Below are 22,536 nucleotides of genomic sequence, written 5' to 3' on the forward strand. Positions count from 1 at the left end.
AGACGGGCATCTTCGTTTCCGCACTAGACTGGATCGGAAAACAATTACGAACTTTGCAGGGGAGATCCATGGCTGCGATCAACCGTGACGACGTCGCGCATCTCGCGCGGCTCGCTCACATCGAGATGAGTGCCGAAGAGCTGGACAGGATGGCCGGCGAGCTGGCCGTCATTGTCGATTCGGTCAAGTCCGTCAGCGAGGCCGCCGGGGATGACGTCCCGGCCACCTCCCACCCCATTCCGCTCACCAACGTCTTCCGCGAGGACGTTGTGGGGCACACCTTTACGGCGGAACAGGCACTCTCCGGCGCTCCGGATTCCGATGACAACCGTTTCAAGGTCCCGGCCATCCTGGATGAGGCATAACCATGACTGAAAACAACACCACCGGCACCAGCGCCGAAGCCCTGATCCGCCTGTCCGCCGCGGAGCTGGCCGGGAAGCTCGCCGCCGGCGAGGTCACCGCCGTCGAAGTTACCCAGGCCTACCTGGACCGCATCGCTGCCGTGGACGGCCTGGTCAACGCGTTCCTGCACGTCAACGCCGAGGAGGCGCTCGCCGTCGCCGCCGAGGTGGACGCCATCCGCGCCGCCGGCGGAGCCGAGGCTGAGGCCCTGCACGTGCTCGCCGGCGTCCCCATCGCCGTCAAGGACCTCATCGTCACAGTCGGACAGCCCACCACTGCGGGCTCGAGGATCCTCGAAGGCTGGCACAGCCCCTACGATGCCACCGTGGTGGAACGCCTCCGCGCTGCCAAGATGCCCATCCTGGGCAAGACCAACCTGGATGAGTTCGCCATGGGCTCCTCCACCGAGCACTCGGCCTACGGCCCCACCCGCAATCCATGGGACCTGGACCGTATCCCGGGCGGCTCCGGCGGTGGTTCGGCTGCGGCCGTTGCCGCCTTCGAAGCACCCCTGGCCCTGGGAACGGACACCGGCGGTTCCATCCGGCAGCCCGGTGCCGTCACCGGAACGGTTGGCGTGAAGCCCACCTACGGCAGCGTCTCCCGCTACGGTGCCATCGCCATGGCCTCCTCACTGGACCAGATCGGCCCGGTCACCCGGACCGTGCTGGACTCCGCCCTCCTGCACCAGGTCATCGGCGGCCACGACCCGCGTGACTCCACCTCCCTCCCGGACCCGCTGGCGGACCTGGTTGCCGCCGCGAAGACCGGCAACGTGGAGGGCCTGCGGATCGGCATCATCAAGGAACTGCACGGCGAGGGCTACCAGGCCGGCGTCGAAAACCGTTTCAACGATGCCTTGGAGCTCCTTAAGGAAGCCGGCGCGGAGATCGTGGAGGTCTCCTGCCCCAACTTCCAGTACGCCCTGGGCGCCTACTACCTGATCATGCCGTCCGAGGCCTCCTCCAACCTGGCCAAGTTCGACGGCGTCCGCTACGGCCTGCGCGTCCTCCCCGAAGAGGGCCCCATGACCATCGAACGCGTCATGGGTGCCACCCGCGCCGCCGGTTTCGGCGACGAAGTGAAACGACGCATCATCCTGGGCACGTACGCCCTGTCCGCCGGCTACTACGACGCGTACTACGGCTCCGCCCAGAAGGTGCGCACGCTGGTCCAGCGCGACTTCGAGGCCGCCTTCACCGTGGCCGACGTCCTGATCTCGCCCACCGCCCCCACCACGGCCTTCCCGCTGGGAGAAAAGCTGGACGACCCGCTGGCCATGTACCTCAACGACGTCGCCACCATCCCCGCCAACCTGGCAGGTGTTCCAGGACTGTCGCTGCCCGGCGGCCTGGCTGACGAGGACGGATTGCCCGTCGGCATCCAGCTGCTGGCCCCGGCCCGCGAGGACGCCCGCCTCTACCGGGTGGGTGCGGTCCTGGAATCGCTGCTCGAAGCCAAGTGGGGCGGCCCGCTGCTGGCCCAGGCTCCCGACCTCGCCGCAGCCGTCACCCTCGAAACCCAGGAGGCAAAATAATGAACACTGACGAAATCCTGAGTTTCGACGAGGCCATGGAGAAATATGATCCTGTCCTGGGGTTCGAGGTCCACGTGGAGCTCAACACCAAGACCAAGATGTTCTCCTCGGCCCCCAACGTTTTCGGTGACGAGCCCAACACCAACGTCAACGAGGTGGACCTGGGCATGCCGGGCGTCCTGCCCGTGGTCAACAAGACGGCGGTGGAGTCCTCCATCAAGATCGGCCTGGCGCTGAACTGCAAGATAGCCGAATCCTGCCGGTTCGCCCGAAAAAACTACTTCTACCCGGACACTCCCAAGAACTTCCAGACCTCGCAGTACGACGAGCCCATCGCGTACGACGGCTACCTGGACGTTGAACTGGAGGACGGCACCGTGTTCCGCGTGGAGATCGAACGCGCGCACATGGAGGAGGACGCCGGAAAGCTGACCCACATGGGCGGCGCCACCGGCCGCATCCAGGGCGCGGACTTCTCCCTGGTGGACTACAACCGCGCCGGGGTTCCGCTGGTGGAAATCGTCACCAAGCCCATCGAAGGCGCCGGCTCCCGCGCACCGGAACTGGCCAAGGCGTACGTGGCCGCCGTCCGGGAAATCGTGAAGAACCTCGGTGTCTCGGATGCGCGCATGGAACGCGGCAACGTCCGCTGCGACGCCAACGTCTCGCTCCGCCCGCACGGCCGCGAGCGGTTCGGCATCCGGTCCGAAACCAAGAACGTGAACTCGCTGCGCGCCGTCGAACACGCCGTCCGCTACGAAATCCAGCGCCATGCCGCCGTCCTGGACTCCGGCAACCCCGTGGTCCAGGAGACCCGGCACTGGCACGAGGACACCCGCACCACCACCTCGGGCCGGCCCAAGTCCGACGCGGACGACTACCGCTACTTCCCGGAACCGGACCTGGTCCCCGTGGTTGCCTCCCGCGAATGGGTGGAGGAACTGCGCGCCACGCTGCCCGAACCCCCGGCCGAGCGCCGCAAGCGCCTCAAGGCGGACTGGGGCTACTCGGACCTGGAATTCCGCGACGTGGTGAACGCCGGCGTCCTGGACGAGATCGAGGAAACCATCGCGGCCGGCGCCTCGGCGTCCGTGGCCCGGAAGTGGTGGATGGGTGAGATCGTGGGCCGGGCCAAGGCCGCCGACGTCGACCCAGGCCAGTTGGGCGTCCAGCCCGCCACCATCGTGGAGCTCAGCCGCATGGTGGAAGCCGGCAAGATCAACAACAAGATGGCTACGGAGGTGCTGGACGGCGTGCTCGCCGGTGAAGGCACCCCCGAAGAGATCGTTGAGAAGCGCGGCCTCGCCGTGGTGTCCGACGACGGGCCCCTCCTGGAAGCCATTGACGCCGCACTGGCTGCCCAGCCCGACGTCGCGGAGAAGATCCGCGGCGGCAAGGTCCAGGCCATCGGTGCCATCGTGGGCGGCGTCATGAAGGCCACCCGCGGGCAGGCCGACGCCGGCCGCGTGAAGGAACTGATCCTAGAGAAGCTGGGCGTCACCGTCTAGCGCCAGCCTGTTGAGGGACCCGATCCGGGCCGCAGCCAGCTTCGTCATGAGCCTCATGATGAATGCCGGCAGCGGTCCGGTCGGCGTTTAACCAGCACCATAAGCAGGTGGTGAGTACTCAGGCGTCGGGCGCCCAAAGTACCCGTGGCTGCCCGTTGGCGCCGGACCTACACTGGAGCCCACGGGGTGCTGCTGCCCCGGCGGGACGCGGGAGGAACAGCAATGATGCTCTGGGAACCAACGAGGATTCGCAAGGTTGTGCTCGCCGGGGCAGTGGCCCTGGCCTTGACGGGCACGGGAGCTGCCCTGGCCTGGTCTGCCACAGGCACGCCCACGCCGTCGCCATCCCAGTCGGCGCCCGGCCAGGAGAAGGCACCCGGGAAGGCAACGGCACCCGGCCAGCAGGACAAACAGGACAAAAAAGCCCAGCGACCGCAGCCGCTCCACGGCGAGGGCGTTGTGAAGAACCCTGACGGAACGTTCCAGGCCAAGCTGGAACAGCGCGGAACCGTGGAGTCTGTCAGCGATTCGGCCATTACCGTCAAGAGCGAGGACGGCTTCTCCCAGACCTACACGGTGAACGGCGATACAAAAATCACCGTTATACCTGCCCCGGCCGCGGATGGTTCAGGAACAAATGGTTCGGGGACAAACGGCCCAAATGCTACGGGCGACGGCGGCAAGCGGCTTAAGCCGGCGGACGGAACCATCGCGGACATCGCCGTGGGGGACACCGTACGCATTTCGGGCGTGAAGGATGGGGACAAGGCCACCGCCAAGCGCGTTGTGAAGGGCGCCGGTGATGGGCCGGGCCTTGGTTTGGGACGCGGATTGGGACGCGGCCATGGCCTGGGACACAGGATGGGCCAGGGCAACCATCAGGACGACGGTAACCACCAGGACGACGACGGGGAGTAAGGCCCGCATCCCTGCCCGGTCCGGCGTTCCGAAACCGGACACCCCGGCTCAGCCCTGCCGCACCAGTCCGGCCATGATGTCCTCGAGGGACTCGCAGACCATCACCACGGCGCGCCGCTTCAGGTTTTCCGGCCTGGCCAGCAGGTCGATCCTGCGGCGCGTGCTGATGCCCTCCAGCGGCCGCAGCACGATGTCCGGGTTGAGGACCGGTCCTGCGGTATACCTGGGCAGCAGGCCCACCACGCCGCCGGCGGCCACGAGCGCCGCCACCGTGGAGTAGTCGTTGATGCGGTGGACGATGTTCGGCTCCCGGCTGGAGACGGCAGCGACGGCGGACAGGACGTCGGCGGGGGAGTAGCCGGGGTGGCTGGTCACCCAGGCCTCGGCGCCCACGTCGTCCGCCGTGACCGTGTCCTTTTGCGCCAACGGGTGGCCGGCGGGCAGTGCCACGTCCAGGGGTTCGTGCGCCAGCGGGATCACCGCGACCCGTTCTGCGGGCCAGCGGGGACTGTGGTCCATGCGGTGCGCCAGGACCAGGTCGTACCGCGCCGTGAGGGCAGGGAAGTCCTGCTGGGCCACGTCCTCGTCGGACAGTTCGATCCGGGGGTGCTCCGGCTTGTCCAGCATCCGTGCCAGCGGCGCAAACAACGCCTGCCCGGCGCTGTGGAAGCCGCTGAGGGTCACCCGGCCTGCCGGCGATTGGTGATAGGTGCTCAGGGCGCCGCGGGCGTCGGCCATGGCACTGACGACGGCGGCGCCTGCGTCGGCGAGTACCTGGCCGGCTTCCGTGAGGACCAGGTTCCGGCCCTCCTTGCGCGTCAGCGGCACCTCCACCGTCCGCTGCAGGTGGGCCAGTTGCTGCGATACGGCCGAAGGGGTGACCATGAGTGTGTCTGCCACGGCCTTGACACTTCCCAGTGCTCCCAGTTCGCGCAGGATCTCCAGCTGATGTACTTCCACGATCCCAGTCTAATCATTAGCAGTAGCTACACCGTCGATTGAGAAGATCCTTGTTGTGCTAACGCTTCGGCAGGGCTTCAATGAGGAGGACAAGACCTCGGATGTGAACGCCAAGAAGTAAGGACGCCAATGAAGGCCCTCTACAAGGCCGGCTCCCACGCCGGTTTCGAACTCGTCGACCGGCCCGAGCCTGAGGCTGGCCCGGCGGACGTGAAGATCAGGGTCATGACCACGGGGATCTGCGGTACGGACCTGCACATCCAGTCATGGGACTCCTGGGCGCAGGGAATCATCGAAGCGCCCCTCATTGCCGGCCACGAGTTCTACGGCGAAGTGGTGGAGGTGGGCGAAGACGTCCGCGACGTCAAAGTGGGTGACCGGGTCTCCGGTGAAGGCCACGTGGTGTGCGGCATCTGCCGCAACTGCCGGGCCGGCCGCCGCCAGATGTGCATTCACACTGTCAGCGTGGGAGTCCAGCGCGACGGTGCCTTCGCCGAGTACGTGGTGATCCCCGAAACCAACGTCTGGGTCCACCACGACCCCTCCGTCACCCCCGAACTCGGCGCCATCTTCGACCCCTTCGGCAACGCGGTGCACACGGCACTGAGCTTCCCGCTGGTGGGGGAGGACGTTCTCATCACCGGCGCAGGCCCCATCGGCCTGATGGCTATCGCAGTTGCCCGCCATGCCGGCGCCCGAAAGATCGCCATCACGGACATCTCCCGGCCCCGCCTGGACCTGGCCCGGCGGCTCGGGGCGGACCTTGCCATCGATGTCTCCACCACCAGGGTCCGCGACGCCCAGCGCGAGCTCGGCATGCGCGAAGGTTTCGACGTCGGAATGGAGATGTCCGGCCACCCCTCCGCCCTGCCTGAGATGATCGACAACATGAACCACGGCGGCCGGATCGCCATGCTGGGGCTGCCCAGCCAGGAGATCACCATCGACTGGGGCAAGGTGGTCACCCACATGCTGACCCTCAAAGGCATCTATGGCCGCGAGATGTACGAAACCTGGTATGCCATGAGCGCCATGCTCTCCTCCAACCCGGTCCTGCACGCCGGAATCTCCGCCGTGGTCACGGACACCCTTCCGGCCGCCGAGTGGGAGAAGGGCTTCGACATTGCCCGCAGTGGCGTGGGCGGCAAAGTTGTCCTCGACTGGACCCGACTGTAAGGAAACCCATGTACACCTCCATCAAGGACCAGCTCCACGACGAGCTGGAAGACATCCGCACCGCCGGGCTCTACAAGACCGAACGCAGCATCAGCTCGCCGCAGTCCAGCCACATCACCGCCGGCCGGATCGGCGGCCCGGGCGCCGACGTGCTGAACTTCTGCGCCAACAACTACCTGGGCCTGGCCGACCACCCGGACATCATCACTGCCGCCAAGTCCGCCATGGATGAGCGCGGCTTCGGCATGGCCAGCGTCCGTTTCATCTGCGGAACCCAGGATCTCCACCTGGAACTCGAGGCCAGGGTCTCGAAATTCTTGGGGACCGAAGACACTATCCTGTTTTCCAGCTGCTTCGACGCCAATGGCGGCGTCTTCGAATCCCTCTTCGGCCCCGAGGACGCGGTCATTTCCGACGCCCTGAACCACGCCTCCATCATCGACGGCATCCGCCTGTGCAAGGCCCGCCGCTACCGCTATGCCAACCAGGACATGGCCGACCTTGAGGCCCGGCTGCAGGAGGCGCAGGACGCCCGCCGGAAGATCATCGTCACGGACGGCGTGTTTTCCATGGATGGCTACCTGGCCCCGCTGGAAGCCATCTGCGATCTGGCCGAGAAATACGACGCCCTGGTGATGGTGGACGATTCGCACGCCGTGGGCTTCATGGGTGCCACGGGCGCGGGCACTCCCGAACATGCCGGGGTGTCACACCGGGTGGATATCTACACCGGCACGTTCGGCAAGGCCCTGGGCGGGGCGTCGGGCGGTTATGTTTCCGGCCGCAGGGAGATCGTTGCCATGCTGCGGCAGAAGGCCCGGCCATACCTGTTCTCCAACTCCCTGGCTCCCGCCATTGTGGCCGCCACCCTCAAAGCGCTGGACCTGGTGGAAAACTCGGCCGACCTGCGCCGCCGCCTGTTCGAAAACGCCGAGCTCTTCCGCCGCCGCATGACCGAGGAGGGCTTCGACCTGCTTCCCGGGGAACACGCCATCGTGCCGGTGATGTTTGGTGACGCCGTGATGGCCGCCAAGGTGGCTGACCGCATGCTGCAGCACGGCGTCTTCGTCACCGCCTTCAGCTTCCCCGTGGTCCCGCGGGGTTCCGCGAGGATCCGGGTCCAGCTGTCGGCTGCACATTCAGCGGACGACGTCGAGGCGTGCGTGGGTGCCTTCGTCGCCAGCCGTGCCGAAGCAGCAGCCTGACGGGAGTTCCACGGGACGCGAACTCTGCGAGGATGGACGGATGGCAGCACATTACAATGTCCTGATCGTGGGCGGCGGCATTGCCGGCCTGTCCCTGGCTTCCGAGCTGGCCGGGCGCTGCAGCGTTGCGCTGGTGGAGGCTGAGCAGGATCTGGCGTATCACACGTCCTCCCGCTCGGCCCGCCAGCTGATCCCCAGCTACGGCCCTCCCGTAGTGCAGGAGCTCACCGTCCGGACCCTTGAGCTGATTGCGGCCCGGGACGCGGAACTGCCGGAACCGATCCTGACACCGCGCAGTTTCATGCTGGTTGGTTCAGAGGCGGATGTCGCCGCGGAAGCCAGCGGGCACATGCAGGCCATCACTGTGGAACATGCGCTGGAGCTCTGTCCGGCCCTGCTCCCGGGAACCTTTGCCGCCGCCGGGCTGGACACCGGGTCCTATGGCTGCAATGCGCCCCTGCTGCTGGCCGACCACCGGCAACGCGCTGAGGCCGCCGGGGTGGACATCATCACCGGCGCCCGCGTGCATTCAGCGCAACGGTTGGGCTCCGGGTGGCAGGTAGGTGCCGGCGCCGAGGGTTTCGAGGCGGGGATCCTGGTCAACGCGGCCGGTGCATGGGCCGACGAGCTCGCGGTGCTCAGCGGTGTGGAGAAGCTGGGGCTGCAGCCGTACCGGCGCACTGCGGCGATTGCCGCCGTCGAACGCCCACTGCCTGCCGCCACCCCCATGGTGGCGGCAGCGGACAATACGTTCTACTTCCGCCCGGACGGCGGCGACGTACTGATTTCACCGTCCGAAACCGTGCCCAGCGGTCCCGAGGACGCGCAGCCGCGGCCCGGCGACGTGGAACGCCTCGTGGACAGGCTGAACTCTGTCACCAGTCTGGGGATCACCGGAATTCGCCGGGCCTGGACCGGCCTGCGCACCGAAGCCGCCGACGGGGTTCCTGTGGCCGGGTTCGACGCCGAAGCTCCCGGGTTCTACTGGCTTGCCGGGCAGGGTGGCTACGGTTTCCAGACTTCTGCTGCCATGGCTGAGCTGGCGGCCGGCCAGATCCTTGCCGGCCACGCGACGTCCGGAAGTGCGGCGTCCGGAAATGCGGCGTCTGGAAGTGCGGCCGGCGACGGTCCGGCATCCCGGACAGCGCAGGCCCTGGCTGCCACCCGGTGGTCGATCCGACGCTGAAGAATGGTTCCATGAGCACCCTGATCACCAATATTGCCGAGCTGATGACCCAGGACCTGGAACACCGGGTCCTGAAGGATGCGGCGGTAGTGGTGGAGGGGGAACGGATCTCATGGATTGGCGCCGCGGCGGACGCCCCGGCAGCGGATGACGCCGTGGACGCCGGCGGCCGGGCCATGCTCCCGGGCTGGGTGGACTCCCACAGCCACCTGCTGTTCGCCGGGGACCGTACTGCAGAATTCGAAGCCCGGATGGCGGGGGAGGCGTATGCCGCCGGCGGCATCGCCGTCACGATGAATGCCACCCGCGCCACGTCGGATTTCGACCTCACCCGCCTGGCCATGGGCAGGGTTGCCGAGGCGGTTTCGCAGGGGACGACGTACCTGGAGACGAAGACCGGCTACGGCCTGGATATCGGGAATGAGGCCCGGAGCGCGCGCATCGCCGCCACTGTAGCGGACCAGGTGACCTACCTTGGCGCCCATTTGGTTCCTGCCGGCCAGGACCCGGAGGAGTACACCGACCTGGTCTGCGGGCCGATGCTCGACGCCGTCCGCCCGTATGTCCAGTGGGCCGACGTCTTTTGCGAGGAAGGTGCGTTCACGGCCGAACAATCCCGGCGCGTGCTGACAGCCTGCCGCGACGCCGGCCTGGGCCTGCGTGTGCATGGCAACCAGCTGGGCGAGGGGCCCGGCGTGCAGCTTGCCGTTGAGTTGGGTGCGGCCAGCGTGGACCACGTCAATTACCTGGCCGGGCATGACGTGAAGGCCCTTGCGGCTTCCTGGTCCGGGTGGGACGCTGCCACGGGAACCGGTGAGCGGGGCACCGTGGCCACCTGCCTCCCGGCCTGCGATCTCTCTACCCGGCAGCCATTGGCCCCGGCCCGTGAGCTTCTCGACGCCGGCGTGCAGGTGGCGCTTGCCTCCAACTGCAATCCCGGAACGTCGTACACAAGTTCGATGGCATTCTGCGTCACCACCGCTGTCCTCCAGATGCACCTGAGTGTGCACGAGGCCGTCCGCGCAGCCACCTATGGCGGTGCGCTGGCGTTGCACAGGGAAAGCGGCAGTGATGCCGACGGGGAACGCGCCGTGGGGTCCATCGCCGTCGGGCACCGTGCCGACCTTCACCTGCTGAACGCTCCTTCCGCGACGCATCTCGCTTACCGCCCGGGCATGCCGTTGACGTACGCTGTGTGGCGGGCGGGAGTCAGGGAGCGGTAGACCCAGGCCAAGCTTCTGATTGTTCCTGATTCTTTCTCTTGGCTTATAATCAGGAAACGTCATCGACAGCGGTGGCTGATGTATCGAAAGGCCCCGTTTGCATGACGCGCACTGACCGGTTGACGGCGATCCTTGACCTGCTGGCCAGGACCGGGCAAGTGGAGGTTGACGAGATTGTCAGCACCCTCAATGTCTCCCCGGCCACCGCGAGGCGGGACCTGGACAGCCTGGCCAAACGCCGGCTGCTGACACGTACCCGGGGCGGCGCCACCACCGGCGCCCTGGCCTACGATCTTCCCGGCCGTTACAACCGCGACGACCACGCGGAGGCCAAGGAACAGATCGCCCAGTGTGCCTCGGCGTTGATCCGGCCCGGGGCGGTGATTGGCCTGTGCGGGGGGACCACCAGCACCGCGCTCGCGCAGATCCTCGCTACCCGGGAAGACCTGAACGCTCCGTCCAACCAGCCCACCCTTACTGTTGTCACCAATGCCATCAACATTGCCGGGCAGTTGGCGGTGCGGCCCAACATCAAGGTGATGGTGACCGGCGGAATCCTCAACCCGCGGTCCTATGAACTCGTAGGCCCCTATACGGACATCATCATGCAGAAGGTGGTGCTGGACATCGCGTTCATCGGCGTCAACGGCATTGATCCCGAAGTCGGCCCGACCAACACCGGGGAGGGGGAGGCATCCGTGAACGCCCTGCTCGCCAGCAGGGCCCGGGTCTCCTATGTCCTGGCCGATTCCTCCAAAGTGGGCGTGCGGGCCTTCGCCACCATGGACGGTTATGACTTCACCCGCCTCATTACCGATTCCGGGATCTCGCCGCGGGACAAGGCTGCCTTCGAGGCCAACGGCACGGAAGTGATCGTCGCGCCCGCCTGATTTCCGGGGAGTCCAGTGGTTCGGCAGTTCCATCAGCCCGGATCCAGAAACTGAAGGCAAGATGGGAACATGCTGGTTCCCTCCCGCCGTCGCCTGCGGCTTGAAGTTTGGATCGTCCTGGGCCTGTCCCTGGGCCAGTCGGCTGTCTACTCCGTGGTGCAGCTGCTGGACAAGATGACCCGCGCTCCGCTGGCGGAGGGCACGTCCACGCTGAACCGCTCGCAGAGCACCCGCGAATACTTCGACCTCACCTACCAGCTGCTGGACATCATCTTTGCGCTGGTGCCGGTGCTCCTGGTTCTCCACTTCCTTACGGACCAGCGCCAGGCAGGGCCCGGTGATGCCGGGAACACCCGCTCTGCGTTCCAGAAGCTCGGGTTCAATTTCGCCAGGCCCGGCAAGGATCTGCTGCAGGGCCTCGGACTGGCCGCGCTCATCGGCATACCTTCGTTGGGGCTCTACGCTGCCGGCCGGGCGCTGGGAATCACCACCGCGATTATCCCCAGTGCCCTGGATGCCTACTGGTGGACGGTGCCTGTGCTCGTCCTGTCCGCCATCCGCCATGCAGTTCTTGAGGAAGTCATTGTGGTGGGCTACCTCCTGAACCGCTTCGGCAAGTTCGGCTGGAGCACGCCGCTGGCCATTGCGGTGAGTTCCCTGCTGCGCGGCAGCTACCACCTCTACCAGGGCTTCGGCCCGTTTATCGGCAATGCGGTGATGGGCGTGGTCTTCGCCTGGCTGTACACCCGAACCCGCCGGGTCATGCCACTGGTCATCGCCCATGCCCTGCTGGACATCGTGGCCTTCGTCGGCTTCAGCCTGTTCGGCAAAGCCGTGGGGTTGGGTTAGGGCCCGGGGCATCAGCCGGCGGTGGGAGTAAACGGCTGTTTCGAAGAGACCTGTTCGCACTGACTACCTGTTGACCATCAGTTGGCCGGCCGTGACTATGACTGCGGCCCGACTCCAGCAACTGCACACCACGACGTGAGCGGAATGACGCGACAAGGCACCACAGCAGGCGGGGCCGAGATCCTTGCGGAACCTCCTTCGGTGGAAGCCAAGGTCTTCATCCTGGTGCGAACGGCTGAGGGGACGTTTGGTTGCGGCCTGCTGGGCGGCCCTTGATTTTCCGGGGACCCCTTCCCAGGCCATAGGCCGTTGCCTTACGGAACCCATCGCATACAGGAGCCTGAGGCGGTTGCGGATTGCTGCTGTCACGTCAGTGACAGCAGCAACTGCCAGTCCGCCTGCGGGTCAGGCGGCAACACAAAGGGCATCGCGTAAAAGTCGTCCCATAGGGCATCGGTAGCGCAAAGATCATCCGGATCCAGCAGGTTGTCGCCGTCAGGTTCCTCAAGTTCAGGTGCCTCCAGCTCCGGTAAGGCTTCCAGCCACGTTAGCGTCCCAGCAAGTAGCGGTTGGCATGGTAAGTCCTCCGCTGGTCCTGCGACATTCCGCCCTCCGGCATGCCCTGAGGCTGCGGCAACCGATGGCGCTGTGACATTCGGTGCGGCAGTCGCCTCCGGTGCGACGGCGGATACATTCGACGGCAACAACCCTGGTGGCCACCGGGTTGGTTCCCGGTCGGGGTGTTCGGGGTTGTAGTGCCGGCCTGTTGGGGAGGTCCAGCCGGCCGGCCCGTTGTGGGTTGCGGGGTCCGGGATCCATGGCCGGGCGTGCTTGAGCCGGTGATGTTTTGGGCAGAGTTGTGCCAGGTTGCTGGTGCCGGTGGTGCCGCCGTGTTCCCACGCGGTGAGGTGGTCGGTGTCGTTGTCAGGGGAACGATTGCTGCAGCCGGGAAAGGTGCATTTCCCGTCGCGCATGCGGATCCATTGTTTGATGGTTTCGGTGAGCCGGTAGCGCGTGCGGCCAATCTCCAACGGGGCGCCGTCGCGGGGGTCGACCAGGACCCGGTAAAACGAGTCCGCACCGTCCGCGACGAGTTTGCGGGCCATCGATGCCGGGATGGGGCCGTGGCCGTCCAGTTCTGCGGGTTCGTCCGTCACGCCGAGAAGGGCGCACACCGGGACCATGACCAGCACGTCCGCACGCGGGGTGGGGACCTTCCCGATCTCACCGGTGCTTCCGTTAGCCTGGGCTGCCTCGCTGGTGCTGCCTGCGCCGAGGAGGAGTGATGCTGCGATGTCGGGGCGGAGCTGGGTGAGGCTGCGGGGTTCGTTGGGGCCTTGGAGGCCGCGGGCGGTGGCGGTGGTGCGGTTCCAGATGGCGCAGGCGGTGTCGCCCGGGAGGTGGAGCGAGATCCAGGCCATGCCGTCCCGGTCCGGGGTGTATTCCATCCGCCGGTCCGCGACACCCTTGACGTGACGCTTTTCCAGGGTTTCAGGGTGGTGGCTTTCCCGCCAGGTACGGACTTTGGTCCGGAGCCGGGACGGGACGAGCTCACCGGGCGCGGCGCCGCGGGCCGGGTTGGGGGCATCCGGGTCGAAGAAGTGCGCCACCAGGGCGGCGGCGCCGTCGGGGGTGAGGCCTTCGGTCTCGTCGGCAACAATTCTCGCGTGCTGCCAGGACAGGTTCCCGGCAGACAAGGCGTCCATCACCGGCGGGAGGAAACACACCCGCCGGGACTGCTCCACGGATGCCCCTGCGGCCCCGGAACTGATGGTCAGGACCCCGGCGATCTCCTCCACCGCTGACATCTCCGAGAAGGTGCGTTCGTGCACCGGCGCGTCCGGAGCAACCATGGCGTGCTGGATCTCAACGGCCTCGGCGACATCACGGGCTTTCACCGCGGCGAGCTGCGCCTCCAGCCGTTTCACCACCTCCAGCCGGGCCAGCCGGAGCTCGTACCGCCGCTGCAACACATCCACACCGGCACCAACACCCACCCCGGCAGCCAGGAAAGAATCCTCAGCAGCAAGCGCATCAAGCGCAGCGACAGAGGCATGAACACCCTCCAAAGCCACACCACCACCGCTGCTGATTCCCATGGAAACATCATCCATCGAGGCACTGACAATCAAACGTTTGCAGGAATCCCGGCCGCGCCCGGCAGCCAACTTAAATGAATTCGGCCGCCATCGGGTAGTGACGCCGTTGTCACCACCTGATGGCGGCCGAAGCAGGTCCGGGCGTTGGCCCGGCAAACCCAAATCCCGCGAGTGCCGGGAAAGAGGGATGGAGCGTTTAGATGGTGACGGCTCCGTTGGCGGTTTCGAACGTGACCGACAGGATGCCCGGCGTTCCGTGCGGGGCCACCCACTCAACCGCAACGTCCTCCAGCGGCTTCTCCACTGGCTCACCCAGCCATTCGGTCACCCGGGAGGCGGAACCGGCGATGGTCAGGCAGCTCATCTTGATGTTGCTGGGGTAGGCGTTGGAGGGGTGCAGCGACGGGTCACCTTCCCACTTGAGCATGTACGGAACCTGGGGGTCGGCGATAAGGCCAAGGATGCCAATCTGCTTCCAGACCAGCTCCCGGCCGTCCGGGAACTTGCGGTTGCCGTTTACGGCAGCACGGCCAAGGCGTTCCTCGAAGCGGGCGAGGTCGTCCACTTCGACGCACCAGCCCATCCAGCCGCCACCGGCCGCGGAACGGGCACGGACTGCCTGACCGAACGGTGCCTTGTCGGATGCCGGGTGGTCCAGGACCTCCACGACTTCCAGGTACTTGTGCCCGGCGAGCGGGATGATCATATTCCGGGTTCCGAACCGGGGGTGGACCCCGCCCTTCACTGCCTCAACGCCGAGGGCAGATGAAATACGTTCGGTAGTGGCCGCGAGGCCATCGGTTTCACAGGCGTAAGAGACGTGATCCATGCGCATGGCAACATCTTGGCACTTTGTGATCGGGCTCTCAGCTAAGGCTACCCTTACTGGAAACGCGGCCCGTGGAAAGTGCCGGGAATGGGGACAACCGGGACGACTGCGGCGTCCCCGGGCTGGGTGCCGCGCGCCAATCCGCCGCCAGCACGAGGGCATGCCGGATGACCTTGTTCGTCACAATGCTGTCCACGGCGGCCCCCCGGTTCCTAGACTTGGCGCAGGTCATGAGCGCCAGCGCCAAGCCCCGGCCCGCTGGCCGGCAACCCTCCATCCGCGGTGGGGTGCCCCGGGTGAGGACCTGGCTGTCCGGCACCAGCCGGAAGCAAGCGCGGCCCGTACTGCTCCACGCATGCCGGGCCCATGTCAAAGGAGATTTGGATGTCCAACGGATGGTCCTTCGAAACCCGCCAGATCCATGCAGGCCAGGAAGTGGACACTGCCACTGGAGCCCGTGCCCTGCCCATCTACCAGACCACGTCCTTCGTGTTCCCCAGCGCCGAAAGCGCGGCCAACCGCTTTGCTCTTGCTGAACTTGCGCCCATCTACACCCGGATCGGCAACCCCACCCAGGACGCCGTCGAACAGCGGATCGCCAGCCTTGAGGGAGGCCTGGCCGCTCTGCTGCTCAGCTCCGGGCAGGCAGCGGAAACCTTCGCGGTCCTGAACATCGCGGAGGCCGGGGACCACATTGTGGCCAGCCCCAGCCTCTATGGCGGAACGTACAACCTGTTCGCCCACACCCTGAAGAAGTTCGGCATTTCGGTCACCTTCGTGGACGATCCGGACAACCTGGACCAGTGGCGCGCCGCAGTCCAGCCGAACACCAAGCTCTTCTTCGGCGAAGTGGTGTCCAATCCCCGTCAGGACGTCCTGGATATCGAGGACATCTCCCAGGTGGCCCACCAGGCTGGCGTGCCACTGATCGTGGACAACACCCTGTCCACTCCGTACCTGATCCGTCCGCTGGAGTGGGGCGCTGACATCGTGATCCACTCGGCCACCAAATACCTGGGCGGCCATGGCACGGCGATTGCCGGCGTCATTGTCGATTCCGGGAAATTCGACTTCAGCAAGGATCCTGAACGGTTCCCCGGCTTCAACACCCCGGACCCCACGTACAACGGCCTGGTCTACGCACGCGACCTCGGCGCCGATGGTGCGCTGGGAGCCAACCTGTCCTACATCCTCAAAGCCCGCGTCCAGCTGCTGCGCGACCTCGGCTCGGCCGTGTCCCCGTTCAACGCCTTCCTGATCTCCCAGGGCCTGGAGACGCTGAGCCTGCGGGTGGAGCGTCACGTTGCCAACGCCACGGAAGTGGCGCGCTGGCTGGAAGGAAGGGACGACGTCGAGTCCGTCGCCTACGCGGGGCTGCCCTCCAGCCCCTGGTACGAACGTGGCCGCAAGTACGGGCCCAAGGGGACGGGCGCCGTCGTGGCTTTCAACCTGGCCGGCGGAGCCGAGGCGGGCAAGCGCTTCGTCGACGCCCTGGAACTGCACTCCCATGTGGCCAACATCGGCGACGTCCGCTCCCTGGTCATCCACCCGGCGTCCACCACCCACAGCCAGCTTTCACCGGAGCAGCAGGCAGTGGCAGGGGTAACCCCGGGACTGGTCCGGCTGTCCGTTGGCCTGGAACACATCGATGACATCCTGGCCGACCTGGAAGCAGGGTTCCGCGCAGCCAAGGGCGCCGCGGCCTGAGGTTGGAGCCGGGGCTGCAGTGAGTGCCGCCGGCAAGCCGGGAAAGTCACAACCAGTCACACTCTTGGCTTGGAACGGGTGGTGTTTCGTACACTCGAACCAGGTCATGAGTGCCAGTGACAGCCCCGGCTTGCTGGCCGGCAACCCTCCATCCGCGGTGGGGTGCCCCGGGTGAGGACCTGGCCTGCCGGTCAAATGACGGCGGGCAAGCGCGTAGAAGAGGTCTTGCCATGACGGTTACCGTCGCCCGAACCACCATCCCCGAACACGGAATCGTCCGCTATGCCTCCATCGGGGGACTGGAACTTGAAGCCGGCGGCTACCTCCCGGACGTCACGCTGGCCTACGAAACCTGGGGCACGCTCAATGCGGACGGCAGCAACGCCGTCCTGATCGAGCATGCCCTGACCGGAAGCACCCACGTGACCCGTGGCGACACCGACGAAGAAGGCTGGTGGGAGCAGCTGGCCGGTCCCGGCGCGCCCGTGGACACGGACAAGTTCTTCGTGGTGTCCATCAACATAGTTGGCGGCTGCTACGGATCAACGGGCCCGTCGTCGGCCGCCCCGGACGGAGCGCCCTGGGGCTCCCGTTTTCCGCTCGTCACGCTGCGGGACAGCACCGTGGCGGAGGCCCGGCTGGCAGACCAGTTGGGCATCAAGAGCTGGTTCGCCGTCCTGGGCGGCTCCATGGGCGGCGCCCGTGCCCTGGAGTGGGCTGTGACGTACCCGGAGAGGGTGCAGCGGTGCGCCGTCATTGCCGTGGGAGCCGCAAGCACGGCCGAGCAGATCGCCTTTGCGCAGGCCCAGACGCTGGCCATCCGGCAGGATCCGAATTTCAACGGCGGCGACTACTACGGCGGTCCCAGCCCCGAAGAAGGGCTGGCCCTTGCCCGGCGCATCGCCCACATCACGTACCGCTCCGCAGCCGAGCTGGAGGGCCGCTTCGGCCGGTCCCCGCAGGCGCCCGAGTCGCCCCTTAAGGGTGAGGTCCTGGCCGCCCGGGGCCGCTACCAGGTGGAAAGCTACCTTGACCACCAGGGCAACAAGCTCGTGCAGCGCTTCGACGCGAACAGCTACATTGCCCTGACCGAAGCGCTGATGAGCCATGACATCTGCCGGGGCCGGGGGACCCTCGCCGAGACGTTGGCCGGGTCAACCGCACGCTTCCTCGTGGCCGCCGTCGACTCCGACCGGCTCTATTTCCCGTCCCAATCCCGTGAGCTGGCCCAGGCCCTGCCCGGGGACGTGGACGTGCACGTCATCCAGGCGCCGATCGGGCACGACGGGTTCCTGACCGAGATCGGTCAGCTGGGCAGCCAGTTGAGGGGCAGCTTCCTGGCCTAAGGCCCCCATGTGCATTCCTGCAGATGCCTTCTGCACTAATCGGCGTTGAGGTTGCACCGCAGGCAGACCATACTCAATCAAATCCGGCGTTCGTGGTGTGCATCACACACGACTGCCATTGACTGGTCCCAGTGGTGTCGACGACGACGCCGAAGGAGTTCGCATGAGTACGGAAAGCTCCGCCGCAAGGCGTACAGAGGAAACCGACGTCAAGGCTTCAGGCCTCAAGAAGGTGGTGACGGCCTCCATGGCCGGAACCGTCGTGGAGTGGTACGAGTTCTTCCTCTACGCATCCGCCGCCACACTGGTGTTCGGGAAGGCCTTCTTCCCCAACGCCGGGACGGAACTGGACGGCATCATCGCCGCCTTCCTCACCTATGCGGTCGGCTTCGTGGCCCGCCCCATCGGCGGGATCGTCTTCGGCCACTTCGGCGACAAGTTTGGCCGGAAGAAGCTGCTGCAGCTGAGCATCATCCTGGTGGGCGTCTCCACCTTCCTGATGGGCTGCCTGCCCACCTTCCAGCAGATCGGCTATTGGGCTCCAGCCCTGCTGGTGGTGCTGCGTTTTGCCCAGGGCTTTGCCGTCGGCGGGGAATGGGGCGGCGCCGTCCTCCTCGTGGCAGAGCACAGCCCCAGCAAGTCCCGCGGGTTCTGGGCCAGCTGGCCGCAGTCTGCAGTGCCGCTGGGAAACCTGCTGGCCACGGCCGTGCTGTTCATCCTGTCCTCCACACTGACCCAGGACGCCTTCCTTGGGTGGGGCTGGCGAGTGGCGTTCTGGCTGTCCGCGGTGATCGTCCTGATCGGCTACTACATCCGGACCAAGGTCAACGACGCCCCCATCTTCCTGGAGGCCCGCAAAGAGGTCGAAGCCGGCCACAAGGGCTACGGTGTCGCCGAAGTGTTCCGGCGGTATCCCCGCGGTGTCTTCACCGCCATGGGCCTGCGCTTCGCGGAAAACATCCTGTACTACCTGGTGGTCACGTTCTCCATCACCTACCTGAAGACCGTGGTGCAGGCCGACACCACCCGCATCCTGCTCCTGCTGCTCCTGGCCCACGCCGTTCACTTCGCGGTGGTGCCCATGGTCGGCAAGCTGTCGGACCGGTTTGGCCGTAAACCCGTTTACATGGCCGGCGCCATCATGGGTGCCACCTGGGGCTTCTTCGCCTTCCCCATGATGGATACCAAGAACGATGCCATCATCCTTGCCGCCATCATGATCGGGTTAGTGTTCCACGCCTTCATGTACGCAGGGCAGCCTGCCATCATGGCGGAAATGTTCCCCACCCGGATGCGCTACTCCGGCGTGTCCCTCGGCTACCAGGTGACCTCGATCGTGGCAGGTTCACTGGCTCCGATCATCGCCGCCTCGCTCCTGGGCACCTACAAGTCCTCCGTCCCCGTGGCTGTCTACCTGCTGATCGCCTGCGTCATTACCGCCGTCGCGGTCTTCTTCCTGAAGGAAACCCGCGGCATCTCGCTGCACGACGTGGACGCCGCGGATGCCCAGGGCACCGCCGACCTCCTTGCCGCCAACAAGAAGTAGCAGGTTCCCATGAAAGCCGCCGTCCTGTACTCCACCGTTCCGGCCCCCACTCCGGGGGCCGGACCCGGGAAGCGGACCTACTCCGAGGCCGGCCCGCTGCTGGTGCAGGAACTGGAGCAGCCGGAACCCCGCGCCGGTGAGCTTGGTGTTGCCATCACCTACTCCAGCCTGTGCCATTCGGACCTCTCGGTGGTGGACGGTTCCCGCGTCCGGCCGCTTCCCATGGCCCTGGGCCACGAGGCCGTGGGGCGGGTGGTGTCCGTGGGTGCCGGTGTGTCCGACGTGTCGGTGGGCGACCACGCGGTGCTGGTCTTCGTGCCGAGCTGCGGGAAGTGCCGGGCCTGCCTGTCCGGCCGGCCGGCCCTGTGCCACCGCGCAGCGGAGGTCAACGGCTCCGGAGACCTGCTGCACGGTCCGGCGCTGCTGCGGACGCCGGCGGGGGAGCGCATCAACCACCACCTGGGCGTCTCGGCCTTTGCCGACTTTGCGGTGGTTGCCAGGGAATCGGTGGTGGTGATTGACGACGACGTCCCGGACACGGTTGCCGCGATGTTTGGTTGCGCCGTGCTCACCGGAATGGGCGCCGTCCTGAACACCGCCGGCGTCAGTCCCGGCCAGTCCGTGGCAGTGTTCGGGCTCGGAGCGGTGGGCCTGTCCGCCGTCATGGCAGCGCGCCTCGCGGGGGCAGCCAGCGTGATTGCAATTGATCCAAACCAGGGCAAGCACCGGCTGGCCCGCGACGCCGGGGCCACGTCGGTGGGGACCCCGGAGGACGCGGCCCGGCTGATTGCGGAAGCCTCCGGTGACGGGGTGGACGTTGCCATCGAGGCGGTGGGCTCGGCGGGCGTCATTGCCTCCTGCCTGGAGCAGGTTACCCGGGGAGGCGCCGTGGTCTCGGTGGGCCTGCCCCACCCGTCCGCCCAGTTGACGGTACCGGCCCTGCAGTTTGCCGGGGCGGGAAAACGGCTGCTGGGCTCCTACATGGGGGATGCCGTGCCCTCCCGCGACATCCCGAAATACCTGGGATTCTGGCGGGAGGGCAGGCTGCCCGTTGAGTTGCTGCATACTGACACGCGGCCACTGAGCGAGATCAATGAGGGCCTTGATGCACTGGCTTCCGGGCAGGTGGTGCGGCGGCTCTTCCAGGCCTGAGGCCTAACCTGCCAGCAGTCCGGCGCGCTCTTTCATCTCCTCTTTGAGGGCCGCAATCACGGCCTGCACCGGGGCCGAGCGGAGCGATTCCGGGCGGGCAACGGCCCAGATGGGGAGCTGCCGCTCGAAGTCGGCGGGCAGGACGGGAACGAAATTGTCGGATTCCGCCACCATGAAGTTGGGCAGCAGGCCAATGCCCGCCCCCCGCCGTACCGCCTCCACCTGGGCGAACACACTGGTGGCCTGGAAGCTTGTCCTGGGCACGGGAAGCTCCGATGACCAGCGCGGCCCCAGCTCCGCTACCTGGAGTGCGGACTCCACGTACGAGACAAACCCGTGCTGCCCCACGTCGTCGAGCCTTTCCGGCAGGCCATGCCGGGCGGCGTAGGCGGAACTGGCGTAAAGGCGCAGGTAGTAGTTGCTCAGGAAGATGGTCTGCGCGCTGGTGACGTCAGCCCGGCCCACCACGATCTCCAGGTCCACTCCTGAACGGTTCTGGCTGACTTTCCGGGTGGCGCTGAGCACCTCAACGTTCAGCTGCGGGTTCTGCTGCTGGAGCCGCACCAGTGACGGGGCCACGAATACCGCCCCGACACCGTCCGAGGTGGCCACACGGACCAGGCCGGCAAGGGCGCTTTGGTCCTGGTTGATCACGCCCGACAGCGAGCCCAGCGTGGCCTCGATGGTCTCTGCCGCCTCCACCGCTGCGGCACCAAGCTGCGTCAGTTCCCAGCCATGCGGGCTGCGCTCCAGGGTGCGGCCGCCCAGCTGTTTGTCCAGGGCGAGGATGCGGCGGGAAATGGTGGTGTGGGTTGTCCCCAGTGTTTCCGCCACGGCGTTGAAGCGGCCAAGTCGTGCAACCGTCAGCAGGATGAGCAGGTCGTCGGGGCTGGGCAACCGTCTCAGGTCCACGCCGGTCCTTCCATAGATGTGCAGCAATGCACATGGTCTCTGTGATTTTTCCCCTTGATTGCACTCTAGCAGGATGTGATGGTTGACACAGACATGCCGGCAGCAAGGCTGGAATGAAAGCAAAGGAGCTTACGCATGGCAGTTATCGGTTGGATCGGCCTGGGCAACATGGGCGGCCATATGTCCGTGAATCTGGTGAAGGCCGGGCACGACGTTCGCGGTTTCGACCTCAATCCCGCGGCGCTCGCGGCCGCTGAGGCGGGCGGCGTCAAACGGACCGCCAGCATCGCCGAAGCGGTGGACGGTGCAGACGCCGTGTTCACCATGCTGCCAAAGGGCGAACACGCCCGCGCGGTGTATCTGGGAGCGGACGGAGTGCTGGCGCACGCGGACACCCGCACGCTGCTGATTGACTCCTCCACCATCGACGTCGCCTCGGCGCAGGAACTGCACGACGCCGCTGCTGCCGCCGGCTTCCGCTTCGTGGACGCCCCGGTGTCGGGTGGAATGAGCGGGGCCGAGGCAGGAACGCTGACGTTCATGGTGGGCGGCGAAGAGGGCGCCGTGGCGGACGCTACGGGCTACATCGGCCCCATGGCCGCAAACATCATCCCCACGGGTGGGGCCACCACAGGGCAGGCCGCGAAGATCTGCAACAACCTGATGCTCTTCATCAACCTCGCCTCGACCGCCGAGGGCGCAGTGCTCGCCGACCGGCTGGGCCTGGACAAACAAGTATTTTGGAACATTGCCTCGGTCTCCTCGGGTGACTCATGGGCGCTGCGGACCTGGTACCCCGTGCCCGGCGTGGTTCCCACCGCGGCCTCGAACAACGACTTCGCACCCACCTTCACCACCGAGCTGGCGAACAAGGACATTGGGCTGGCCATCAGTGCAGCCGAAGATACCGGCACACCCCTGGAGATCGGCAGGCACGTCCAGCAACTGTTCCAGCGCCTCATTGACGAAGGTGATGCGGGCAAGGACTGCTCCATGATCATCAAGCTCGTTGACGGCTCACTCGAGACCGCCCACCCGGCGCCGTCCACCAACTAGCCCCGCCGCAAGCCAACGCAGGAAAAGAGACT

20 protein-coding genes and 2 riboswitches are annotated in these 22,536 nt (G+C 66.4%); of the genes, 16 read left to right on the plus strand and 4 right to left on the minus strand.

Translation table 11 applies throughout. The annotated features are described in order from the left end of the window. Positions 1–68: 68 nt before the first annotated feature. From gatC to FBY33_RS11835, 4 genes are all read left to right on the plus strand, one after another. A complete protein-coding gene (gene gatC / locus FBY33_RS11820; RefSeq protein ID WP_043455998.1) occupies positions 69–365 on the plus strand; it encodes an Asp-tRNA(Asn)/Glu-tRNA(Gln) amidotransferase subunit GatC in 297 nt (98 codons plus the stop codon). 2 nt (positions 366–367) lie between these two features. Next, positions 368–1,942 (plus strand): Asp-tRNA(Asn)/Glu-tRNA(Gln) amidotransferase subunit GatA, encoded by a 1,575-nt coding sequence (gatA, locus tag FBY33_RS11825; RefSeq protein ID WP_142030738.1) that lies wholly within the window; start codon positions 368–370, stop codon positions 1,940–1,942. After that, positions 1,942–3,450 carry an Asp-tRNA(Asn)/Glu-tRNA(Gln) amidotransferase subunit GatB gene (gene gatB / locus FBY33_RS11830; RefSeq protein ID WP_142030739.1) on the plus strand — a complete coding sequence of 503 codons (1,509 nt, stop codon included), beginning with the start codon at positions 1,942–1,944 and terminating at the stop codon, positions 3,448–3,450. The genes gatA and gatB overlap by 1 nt, the downstream gene beginning before the upstream one ends. 222 nt (positions 3,451–3,672) lie before the next feature. Continuing rightward, a complete protein-coding gene (locus FBY33_RS11835) occupies positions 3,673–4,368 on the plus strand; it encodes a DUF5666 domain-containing protein (RefSeq protein ID WP_142030740.1) in 696 nt (231 codons plus the stop codon). Between the two features lie 48 nt (positions 4,369–4,416). Here FBY33_RS11835 and FBY33_RS11840 read toward each other — a convergent pair whose 3' ends face one another. Continuing rightward, on the minus strand, positions 4,417–5,328 hold the full coding sequence (locus tag FBY33_RS11840; RefSeq protein WP_142030741.1) for a LysR family transcriptional regulator: 912 nt from the start codon (positions 5,326–5,328) through the stop codon (positions 4,417–4,419). 129 nt (positions 5,329–5,457) lie between these two features. Between FBY33_RS11840 and tdh the strand changes: the two genes are divergently transcribed. From tdh to FBY33_RS20705, 7 genes are all read left to right on the plus strand, one after another. After that, positions 5,458–6,504, plus strand: a complete 1,047-nt coding sequence (gene tdh, locus FBY33_RS11845) for an L-threonine 3-dehydrogenase (RefSeq protein ID WP_142030742.1) — start codon at positions 5,458–5,460, stop codon at positions 6,502–6,504. A gap of 8 nt (positions 6,505–6,512) precedes the next feature. Beyond that, the gene (locus tag FBY33_RS11850) at positions 6,513–7,709 is read left to right on the plus strand and encodes a glycine C-acetyltransferase (RefSeq protein WP_142030743.1); all 1,197 of its coding nucleotides are present in this window, start codon (positions 6,513–6,515) and stop codon (positions 7,707–7,709) included. A 40-nt stretch (positions 7,710–7,749) separates the two neighbouring features. Further along, a complete protein-coding gene (locus FBY33_RS11855; RefSeq protein ID WP_142030744.1) occupies positions 7,750–8,895 on the plus strand; it encodes an NAD(P)/FAD-dependent oxidoreductase in 1,146 nt (381 codons plus the stop codon). Positions 8,896–8,906: 11 nt separating this feature from the next. Continuing rightward, positions 8,907–10,118 (plus strand): imidazolonepropionase, encoded by a 1,212-nt coding sequence (gene hutI, locus FBY33_RS11860; protein WP_142030745.1) that lies wholly within the window; start codon positions 8,907–8,909, stop codon positions 10,116–10,118. A 101-nt stretch (positions 10,119–10,219) separates the two neighbouring features. After that, entirely contained in the window at positions 10,220–11,008 is a 789-nt protein-coding gene (locus FBY33_RS11865) for a DeoR/GlpR family DNA-binding transcription regulator (protein WP_142030746.1), read from the plus strand. A 69-nt stretch (positions 11,009–11,077) separates the two neighbouring features. Continuing rightward, positions 11,078–11,857, plus strand: a complete 780-nt coding sequence (locus tag FBY33_RS11870) for a CPBP family intramembrane glutamic endopeptidase (RefSeq protein WP_142030747.1) — start codon at positions 11,078–11,080, stop codon at positions 11,855–11,857. Between the two features lie 135 nt (positions 11,858–11,992). Beyond that, positions 11,993–12,133 carry a hypothetical protein gene (locus FBY33_RS20705; RefSeq protein ID WP_235010546.1) on the plus strand — a complete coding sequence of 47 codons (141 nt, stop codon included), beginning with the start codon at positions 11,993–11,995 and terminating at the stop codon, positions 12,131–12,133. An 89-nt stretch (positions 12,134–12,222) separates the two neighbouring features. Here FBY33_RS20705 and FBY33_RS11875 read toward each other — a convergent pair whose 3' ends face one another. Both FBY33_RS11875 and FBY33_RS11880 read right to left on the minus strand, forming a co-directional pair. Then, positions 12,223–13,956, minus strand: a complete 1,734-nt coding sequence (locus FBY33_RS11875) for an HNH endonuclease signature motif containing protein (protein ID WP_142030748.1) — start codon at positions 13,954–13,956, stop codon at positions 12,223–12,225. 196 nt (positions 13,957–14,152) lie between these two features. Beyond that, entirely contained in the window at positions 14,153–14,791 is a 639-nt protein-coding gene (locus FBY33_RS11880) for a VOC family protein (protein ID WP_142030749.1), read from the minus strand. A gap of 220 nt (positions 14,792–15,011) precedes the next feature. Beyond that, positions 15,012–15,126: riboswitch (SAM riboswitch) on the plus strand. A gap of 43 nt (positions 15,127–15,169) precedes the next feature. On the opposite strand from FBY33_RS11880, the gene FBY33_RS11885 reads away from it, so the two are divergent. The 4 genes from FBY33_RS11885 to FBY33_RS11900 all read left to right on the plus strand — a co-directional run bounded on the left by FBY33_RS11885 (position 15,170) and on the right by FBY33_RS11900 (position 20,536). Beyond that, entirely contained in the window at positions 15,170–16,492 is a 1,323-nt protein-coding gene (locus FBY33_RS11885; protein ID WP_142030750.1) for a bifunctional o-acetylhomoserine/o-acetylserine sulfhydrylase, read from the plus strand. Between the two features lie 102 nt (positions 16,493–16,594). Continuing rightward, positions 16,595–16,710, plus strand: a riboswitch (SAM riboswitch). Positions 16,711–16,722: 12 nt separating this feature from the next. Continuing rightward, the gene (gene metX, locus FBY33_RS11890; RefSeq protein WP_142030751.1) at positions 16,723–17,838 is read left to right on the plus strand and encodes a homoserine O-acetyltransferase MetX; all 1,116 of its coding nucleotides are present in this window, start codon (positions 16,723–16,725) and stop codon (positions 17,836–17,838) included. A gap of 163 nt (positions 17,839–18,001) precedes the next feature. Next, positions 18,002–19,384 carry an MFS transporter gene (locus tag FBY33_RS11895; protein WP_142030752.1) on the plus strand — a complete coding sequence of 461 codons (1,383 nt, stop codon included), beginning with the start codon at positions 18,002–18,004 and terminating at the stop codon, positions 19,382–19,384. A gap of 9 nt (positions 19,385–19,393) precedes the next feature. Continuing rightward, the gene (locus FBY33_RS11900) at positions 19,394–20,536 is read left to right on the plus strand and encodes a zinc-binding dehydrogenase (protein WP_142030753.1); all 1,143 of its coding nucleotides are present in this window, start codon (positions 19,394–19,396) and stop codon (positions 20,534–20,536) included. A gap of 3 nt (positions 20,537–20,539) precedes the next feature. Here the strand turns inward: FBY33_RS11900 and FBY33_RS11905 are convergent, their stop codons facing one another. After that, complete coding sequence (locus tag FBY33_RS11905) at positions 20,540–21,442, minus strand: LysR family transcriptional regulator (protein WP_142032806.1); 903 nt, start codon at positions 21,440–21,442, stop codon at positions 20,540–20,542. Between the two features lie 141 nt (positions 21,443–21,583). Here FBY33_RS11905 and mmsB point away from each other — a divergent pair, with 141 nt between their 5' ends. Continuing rightward, positions 21,584–22,504, plus strand: coding sequence for a 3-hydroxyisobutyrate dehydrogenase (gene mmsB / locus FBY33_RS11910; RefSeq protein WP_142030754.1), 921 nt, complete (start codon positions 21,584–21,586; stop codon positions 22,502–22,504). Positions 22,505–22,536 lie beyond the last annotated feature (32 nt).

The organism is Arthrobacter sp. SLBN-112, from assembly GCF_006715225.1.
Classification (GTDB): domain Bacteria; phylum Actinomycetota; class Actinomycetes; order Actinomycetales; family Micrococcaceae; genus Arthrobacter.

Bases quoted from the DNA above. Each gene is read 5' to 3' on its own strand.
- gatC (WP_043455998.1), top strand. From the start codon at position 69: ATGGCTGCGATCAACCGTGACGACGTCGCGCATCTCGCGCGGCTCGCT.
- gatA (WP_142030738.1), top strand. From the start codon at position 368: ATGACTGAAAACAACACCACCGGCACCAGCGCCGAAGCCCTGATCCGC.
- gatB (WP_142030739.1), top strand. From the start codon at position 1,942: ATGAACACTGACGAAATCCTGAGTTTCGACGAGGCCATGGAGAAATAT.
- FBY33_RS11835 (WP_142030740.1), top strand. From the start codon at position 3,673: ATGATGCTCTGGGAACCAACGAGGATTCGCAAGGTTGTGCTCGCCGGG.
- tdh (WP_142030742.1), top strand. From the start codon at position 5,458: ATGAAGGCCCTCTACAAGGCCGGCTCCCACGCCGGTTTCGAACTCGTC.
- FBY33_RS11850 (WP_142030743.1), top strand. From the start codon at position 6,513: ATGTACACCTCCATCAAGGACCAGCTCCACGACGAGCTGGAAGACATC.
- FBY33_RS11855 (WP_142030744.1), top strand. From the start codon at position 7,750: ATGGCAGCACATTACAATGTCCTGATCGTGGGCGGCGGCATTGCCGGC.
- hutI (WP_142030745.1), top strand. From the start codon at position 8,907: ATGAGCACCCTGATCACCAATATTGCCGAGCTGATGACCCAGGACCTG.
- FBY33_RS11865 (WP_142030746.1), top strand. From the start codon at position 10,220: ATGACGCGCACTGACCGGTTGACGGCGATCCTTGACCTGCTGGCCAGG.
- FBY33_RS11870 (WP_142030747.1), top strand. From the start codon at position 11,078: ATGCTGGTTCCCTCCCGCCGTCGCCTGCGGCTTGAAGTTTGGATCGTC.
- FBY33_RS11875 (WP_142030748.1), bottom strand. From the start codon at position 13,956: ATGGGAATCAGCAGCGGTGGTGGTGTGGCTTTGGAGGGTGTTCATGCC.
- FBY33_RS11880 (WP_142030749.1), bottom strand. From the start codon at position 14,791: ATGCGCATGGATCACGTCTCTTACGCCTGTGAAACCGATGGCCTCGCG.
- FBY33_RS11885 (WP_142030750.1), top strand. From the start codon at position 15,170: ATGTCCAACGGATGGTCCTTCGAAACCCGCCAGATCCATGCAGGCCAG.
- metX (WP_142030751.1), top strand. From the start codon at position 16,723: ATGACGGTTACCGTCGCCCGAACCACCATCCCCGAACACGGAATCGTC.
- FBY33_RS11895 (WP_142030752.1), top strand. From the start codon at position 18,002: ATGAGTACGGAAAGCTCCGCCGCAAGGCGTACAGAGGAAACCGACGTC.
- FBY33_RS11900 (WP_142030753.1), top strand. From the start codon at position 19,394: ATGAAAGCCGCCGTCCTGTACTCCACCGTTCCGGCCCCCACTCCGGGG.
- mmsB (WP_142030754.1), top strand. From the start codon at position 21,584: ATGGCAGTTATCGGTTGGATCGGCCTGGGCAACATGGGCGGCCATATG.